Below are 6,341 nucleotides of genomic sequence, written 5' to 3'. Positions count from 1 at the left end.
AAGCTAGCCCAGTCCCCGGGGCGCGTCCAGGGGGCCGGGTGCGCCGGTGCGCGGCGGGGGACGGTCTGCGCGGGCTGTGCTCCCCCGTGCATGAACGCGGTGACCGAGGTCACTCGGTCCGGGTGTGCACGCACCGGCCGTTTCCGTCGTCTCTCCCTGTGCCGGGTGTGGGCGCATCCGGGCGCAGTCCAGCCGTCACGAGGGAGCAAGGCGTTGTCCACCGTCATCGAGCAGCCCGTAGAGGCACGTCTCGTCGCCGCCGCACCGCGCATGCCGAGCATTCCCGCCACGCTGCGCTACGACCGGCGCGACCCGTTCGCCGTCCGCATGACCTTCCCGGCGCCCGCCACCCTGGAGGGCGTCGACGTGTGCTGGACCTTCGCCCGTGAGCTGCTGACGGCCGGGCTGGAGGACCCCGCGGGCCAGGGTGACGTCCGCGTGCGGCCGTACGGGTACGACCGCACGGTGCTGGAGTTCCACGCCCCGGAGGGCACGGCGATCGTGCACGTGCGCTCGGGCGAGATACGGCGGTTCCTCGAGGCCGCGGACGAACTGGTCCCCGTCGGCCGGGAACACCTCCAGCTGGACCTCGACCACGGCCTCGCCGAGCTGATGCGGGACGCCTGCTGAAGGGCACGCGCGCGGGACGCCTGACGGACGGCACGCGCGCGTGAGGGACGTCCCGGCCGGCGCGGCAAGCGCCCCGCGCGAAAACCCGTTGACACCCCCTCGCTCCCCTCCTACGGTGTACAACGGTTCTGTTGCCGTCGATTGGAGAAGGACGTTGCTCGTCTGAGGTCCTGAGACACCGCGTCGCACCGGTGAGGTGTGCGCGGCGTACGACGACCTCGGCGTCCGAGCCGTCCCCCAGGCACAGGCCCCTCTTCCGCGGCCCTTCCCTGCCCGGCCCCTCGGTTTTCCCGCCTCGCGGTGTCTCGATACGCGTCCACCCGAACGCCCACACCCTCGCGAGGCGCCCATGTCTGCTTCCCTCACCTGTTCCTCCCTGTCCTTCGCCTGGCCCGACGGCACCCCCGTCTTCGACGGCCTCGACATCGCGTTCGGCCCCGGCCGCACCGGGCTCGTCGGCGTCAACGGATCGGGCAAGTCCACCCTGCTCAAGCTGCTGGCCGGGGAACTCGTCCCGGCCGACGGCACCGTCAAGGCGACCGGCGAGATCGGCTACCTCCCGCAGAACGTCACCCTGGACACCACGCTCCGGGTCGACCAGGCCCTCGGCATCGCCGGGCGGCGGGCCGCCCTGCACGCCATCGAGGCGGGCGACGTCCGCGAGGAGCACTTCGAGACGGTCGGCGACGACTGGGACGTCGAGGAGCGCGCCCTGGCCACCCTCGGCGAACTCGGCCTCGGCCACATCGGCCTGGACCGGACCGTCGGCGAGGTGTCCGGCGGCGAGTCGGTGCTGCTGCGGCTCGCCGCGCTGCTGCTGAGCCGCCCCGGCATCCTGCTGCTCGACGAACCCACCAACAACCTCGACCTGTACGCGCGCCGGCGGCTCCACCAGGCCGTCGCCGCCTGGCCGGGCGTCCTGGTCGTGGTCAGCCACGACCGGGAACTGCTCGAACTGGTCGACCAGATCGCGGACCTGCGCGCGGGCGAGGTCTCCTGGTACGGCGGCAACTTCTCGGCCTACGAGGAGGCACTGGCCGTCGAGCAGGAGGCGGCCGAGCGCATGGTGCGCGTCGCCGAGGCCGACGTGCGCAAGCAGAAGCGCGAACTGTCCGACGCCCAGGTGAAACTGGCCCGCCGCAAGCGGTACGGCCAGAAGATGTACGACTCCAAGCGCGAACCGAAGATCGTCATGAACGCGCGCAGACGTGCCGCCCAGGAGTCCGCCGGAAAGCACCGCATCCTGCACGAGGAACGGCTCGCCGAGGCCAGGGAACGGCTGGACGAGGCGGTGGAGGCCGTACGGGACGACGACGAGATCCGCGTCGAACTGCCGTACACGGCCGTGCCGCCCGGCCGGCAGGTGCTCACCCTGGAGAACCTGGAAACGGCCTGCCACGCGCGCGTGCCGGGCATCCTCGATCTGCGCGGCCCGGAGCGGATCGCGATCGTCGGCCGCAACGGCTCCGGCAAGACGACGCTGCTGCGGACCATCGCCGGCCGGCTGGAGCCGCTGGCCGGCACCGTGACGGCCCATGTGCCGCTCCGGTTCCTGCCGCAGCGGCTGGACGTGCTCGACGACGGTCTGTCGGTGGCCGAGAACGTGGCCCGATTCGCGCCGGACGCCACCAACAACCGGATCCGGGCCCGTCTCGCCCGCTTCCTGTTCCGGGGCGGCCGGGCCGACCAGAAGGCGGGCACCCTCTCCGGCGGCGAGCGCTTCCGGGCGGCCCTGGCCGCGCTGCTGCTCGCCGAGCCGGCACCGCAGTTGCTGCTGCTGGACGAGCCGACGAACAACCTGGACATGGCCAGCGTCCGGCAGCTGACCCAGGCCCTGGAGTCGTACGAGGGCGCGCTGCTCGTGGCCGCGCACGACCTGCCGTTCCTGGAGTCGATCGGGATCACCCGCTGGCTGTTGATGGAGGGGGGCGAGCTGACGGAGACCACCCTCGAGGCGCTCCGCGAACCGGTCTGACCGGGCGGCCGGAGCGCACTGACGGCACCCAGGTTTTGCCCCGGCCCGAGCGCGCTGCATGATGACGGACCGGCGCCGAGTGATCGGCGCCGGCCACCGCACCATCGCACCGACCGATACGAAAGGCCCGTCGTGCCCAGCAAGAAGGCCCTCGTCCGCCGCCCCAGCCCCCGCCTCGCCGACGGCCTGGTGACGCACATCGCGCGGGAGAAGGCCGACGTGGGGCTCGCCGTGGAGCAGTGGGAGGCCTATGTGGCGGCCCTGCAAGCGCACGGCTGGGAGACGATCGAGGTCGAACCGGCCGACGACTGCCCGGACTCGGTGTTCGTCGAGGACACCGTCGTCATGTTCCGCAACGTCGCGCTGATCACCCGTCCGGGTGCCGCCGCCCGGCGCGCGGAGACCGCCGGTGTCGAGGAGGCCGTGGCGAGCCTCGGCTGCTCGGTGAACTGGATCTGGGATCCGGGCACGCTGGACGGCGGTGATGTCCTGAAGGTCGGCGACACCGTGTACGTCGGCCGCAGCGGGCGCACCAACGCGGCCGGTGTGCAGCAGCTGCGGGCGGCCTTCGAACCGCTGGGCGCCCGGGTGGTGGCCGTCCCGGTGAGCAAGGTGCTGCACCTGAAGTCGGCGGTGACCGCGCTGCCCGACGGCACGGTGATCGGGCACATACCGCGGGTGGACCGGCCGTCGCTGTTCCCGGGGTTCCTGTCGGTGCCGGAGGAGTCCGGGGCGCACGTGGTGCTGCTGGGCGGCGGCAAGCTGCTGATGGCGGCGAGCGCGCCGCGGACGGCGGAGCTGCTGAGCGATCTCGGTCATGACGTGGTCACGGTCGACATCAGCGAGTTCGAGAAGCTGGAGGGCTGTGTGACCTGCCTCTCCGTACGCCTGCGGGAGCTGTACGCCTGACCGGGTGATTTCCGCTCCTGCGACGGCCCCCGGACCTGCGGGTCCCGGGGCCGTCCGGCGTGCGCGGAAGGCCATCCGGCAAGGCTGATCAGCGGTTTCTTTACCGCCGTCTTAACCTACGGCTTCGTAACCTACGGATTCGTAGCCTACGATCACGTGGGTTCCCGGCACCGCTCGCCGGGCCGTCCCCCTTCCCCGCCCACGCCCCTGTCCGGCGTCCCCCTGGAGTTCCTGTGACGATCACTTCCCCTCACCTCGGCAGCCCGTCCGTCTGGACCGACGCGCGGCTCCTGTACGCACTGGAGGAAGTGGTCGAGAACGAACTGAACCGGCACCTGAAGGTCGCCAAGGACTGGATGCCGCACGAGTACGTGCCCTGGAGCGACGCCCGCAACTTCCCCGGTCTGTTCGAGGACGGGGAGGCCTGGGAGAAGGGCCAGTCGAAGGTGACGGAGGTCGGCCGCATCGCCCTCGTGGTCAACCTGCTCACCGAGGACAACCTGCCGAGCTACCACCACGAGATCGCCACGCTGTTCGGCCGCGACGGCGCCTGGGGCACCTGGGTGCACCGCTGGACGGCCGAGGAGGGCCGGCACGGCATCGTGATGCGCGACTATCTGCTGGTCTCGCGCGCGGTCGACCCCGACCAGCTGGAACGCTTCCGCATGGCGCACATGAGCGAGGGTTTCGAGTCCGACAACCGGCACTCGATGCTGCACTCGATCGCCTACGTCGCCTTCCAGGAGCTGGCCACGCGGATCTCGCACCGCAACACCGGACACCAGTCCGGGGACCCGGTCTGCGACCGCATGCTGGCCCGCATCGCGACCGACGAGAACCTGCACATGGTGTTCTACCGCAACCTGCTCAAGGCCGCCTTTGAACTCGCCCCCGACCTGACCATGCGGGCGGTGCGGGACGTCGTGGTGAACTTCCGCATGCCCGGCCACGGCATCCCCGGCTTCGAGCGGGCCGCCGCGCAGATGGCGATCGGCGAGGTGTACAACCTGCGCATCCACCACGACGACGTGCTGCAGCCGGTGCTGCGCTTCCTGAAGGTCATGGAGATCGACGGCCTCGGCCCCGAGGGCCTGAGGGCGCAGGAGGAACTCGGCCTGTTCCTGGGCGGGCTGGACGCGGAGGCGTCGAAGTTCGACGAGAAGCTGGCCGCGCGCAAGGCCCGGATGGCGGCGCGCGCCGGAGGCTGACGCCCCGGGCTCGGGCCAGGATGGCGGCGCGCCGGGATCAGCGGGCGGTGCGCCGCAGCGCCAGGCGTTCCTTCTCCGACAGGCCGCCCCAGACGCCGAACCGCTCGTCGTGGGCGAGGGCGTACTCCAGGCAGGCCGGGCGCAGCTCGCACATGGCGCAGATGCGCTTCGCCTCGCGCACCGAGCTGCCGGGCTCGGGGAAGAAGAAGTCCGGCCCGGTCTGTGCGCACAGGGCCTGCGCCTGCCAGGTTTCGTCGGCCGGGGTGAGGGTGTCGTAGTGCATGGCCAGGAGCCTGCCCCAGACAGAAAAACGTTCTCCAGCCGTTGCCGGGCCGCGAGTGGGCAGAGGAGGAGCCGGTGGAGCCGCCGACGGCCGATGGACGGGACGACGGCCCGGGCGGCGGTCTGGAGCGGCGGGTGGCGGCCGGGCTGGCCTTCCTGCGGCGCCGGCTCACCGGGGACTACGAGGTCGACGACTTCGGCTACGACGAGGAGCTGACCGACCAGGTCCTGATGTCGCTGCTGCGGCCGGTGTACGAGAAGTACTTCCGGGTCGAGGTGAAGGGCATCGAGAACATCCCGGCCGAGGGCGGCGCGCTGATCGTCGCCAACCACTCCGGGACGCTGCCGCTGGACGGCCTGATGATGCAGGTGGCGGTGCACGACCACCATCCCGGCGGCCGGCACCTGCGGCTGCTGGCGGCCGACCTGGTCTTCGTGCTGCCGGTGGTCAACGAGCTGGCCCGCAAGCTGGGCCACACCCTCGCCTGCGCGGAGGACGCGGAACGGCTGCTGGGCCAGGGCGAGCTGGTCGGGGTGATGCCGGAGGGCTTCAAGGGCATCGGGAAACCCTTCGGCGAGCGCTACAAGCTCCAGCGGTTCGGCCGGGGCGGCTTCGTCTCCACGGCGCTGCGCCAGGGCGTGCCGATCGTCCCGTGCTCGATCGTCGGGGCCGAGGAGATCTACCCGATGATCGGCAACGCCAAGACGCTGGCCCGGGTGCTGGGCATCCCGTACTTCCCGCTGACGCCGACGTTTCCCTGGCTGGGCCCGCTGGGCGCGATCCCGCTGCCGACGAAGTGGACGATCCAGTTCGGCGAGCCGATCCCGACGGACGGCTATCCGCCGGAGGCCGCCGAGGACCCGATGCTGATGTTCAACCTGACCGACCAGGTGCGCGAGCAGATCCAGCACACGCTGTACAAGCTGCTGGTGCAGCGGCGGTCGGTGTTCTTCTGAGCGTTCTCCCGCGAGCCCGGCCGGGCAGCGTGCGGCCGCGGGGGGCGCCCCTGCTCGGAAAGGGGCGCCCCCCGCGGCCGTGGCCGTACCGGGCTAGTCCGCGTCCTGGCCGTCGATGCCGAGGTCGGGGAGCAGGTCCGGGATGAGCGGCGGGATGGTGACGTCCGGCGGGGCCGACGGCGACTTGCCGGCGGACGGGGAGCTGCCGGTGGTGCCGCTCTTCGGCGGGTCGAGCAGGCCGCCGGTGTCGCCGCCGAGGAGGCCCTCGCCGCTGCCGGTGGCCGGGTCGCTCGGCGCGTCGGTGCCGGAGTGCCTGCCGGGGGACGAGGCGGCCGTGGTGGCGGTGGGTGAGGTGTGGCGTGGTCGTGGGCGCCGGGTGC

At 71.9% G+C, this 6,341-nt stretch carries 5 protein-coding genes and 2 pseudogenes; 5 read left to right on the top strand and 2 right to left on the bottom strand.

Translation table 11 applies throughout. The features are described 5' to 3' along the window. Positions 1 to 213 precede the first annotated feature (213 nt). The 4 genes from H5J33_RS19670 to H5J33_RS19655 all read left to right on the top strand — a co-directional run bounded on the left by H5J33_RS19670 (position 214) and on the right by H5J33_RS19655 (position 4,722). Positions 214 to 630, top strand: a complete 417-nt coding sequence (locus H5J33_RS19670; RefSeq protein ID WP_181796241.1) for an SsgA family sporulation/cell division regulator — start codon at positions 214 to 216, stop codon at positions 628 to 630. Between the two features lie 349 nt (positions 631 to 979). After that, a complete protein-coding gene (locus tag H5J33_RS19665) occupies positions 980 to 2,605 on the top strand; it encodes an ABC-F family ATP-binding cassette domain-containing protein (RefSeq protein WP_181796240.1) in 1,626 nt (541 codons plus the stop codon). Positions 2,606 to 2,737: 132 nt separating this feature from the next. Further along, the gene (gene ddaH / locus H5J33_RS19660) at positions 2,738 to 3,514 is read left to right on the top strand and encodes a dimethylargininase (protein WP_181796239.1); all 777 of its coding nucleotides are present in this window, start codon (positions 2,738 to 2,740) and stop codon (positions 3,512 to 3,514) included. 233 nt (positions 3,515 to 3,747) lie between these two features. After that, positions 3,748 to 4,722: an acyl-ACP desaturase gene (locus tag H5J33_RS19655; RefSeq protein ID WP_181796238.1), complete on the top strand. Its 975-nt coding sequence runs from the start codon at positions 3,748 to 3,750 to the stop codon at positions 4,720 to 4,722. Positions 4,723 to 4,759: 37 nt separating this feature from the next. Here the strand turns inward: H5J33_RS19655 and H5J33_RS19650 are convergent, their stop codons facing one another. After that, positions 4,760 to 5,005 (bottom strand): WhiB family transcriptional regulator, encoded by a 246-nt coding sequence (locus tag H5J33_RS19650; RefSeq protein ID WP_181796237.1) that lies wholly within the window; start codon positions 5,003 to 5,005, stop codon positions 4,760 to 4,762. A 32-nt stretch (positions 5,006 to 5,037) separates the two neighbouring features. Between H5J33_RS19650 and H5J33_RS19645 the strand changes: the two are divergent. Continuing rightward, positions 5,038 to 5,961: pseudogene (locus tag H5J33_RS19645) on the top strand (lysophospholipid acyltransferase family protein); the annotation flags it as partial. Positions 5,962 to 6,054: 93 nt separating this feature from the next. On the opposite strand, the pseudogene H5J33_RS19640 reads toward H5J33_RS19645, so the two are convergent. Beyond that, positions 6,055 to 6,341 (bottom strand): annotated as a pseudogene (locus H5J33_RS19640) (hypothetical protein); the annotation flags it as partial.

The sequence above is a fragment of the Streptomyces sp. WELS2 genome (genome assembly GCF_013870595.1).
Classification (GTDB): domain Bacteria; phylum Actinomycetota; class Actinomycetes; order Streptomycetales; family Streptomycetaceae; genus Streptomyces.
This window is presented reverse-complemented; position numbering and strand designations above follow the sequence as displayed.

Coding starts and splice junctions, on each gene's coding strand:
- H5J33_RS19650 (WP_181796237.1), bottom strand. CDS start 5,005: ATGCACTACGACACCCTCACCCCGGCCGACGAAACCTGGCAGGCGCAG.
- H5J33_RS19665 (WP_181796240.1), top strand. CDS start 980: ATGTCTGCTTCCCTCACCTGTTCCTCCCTGTCCTTCGCCTGGCCCGAC.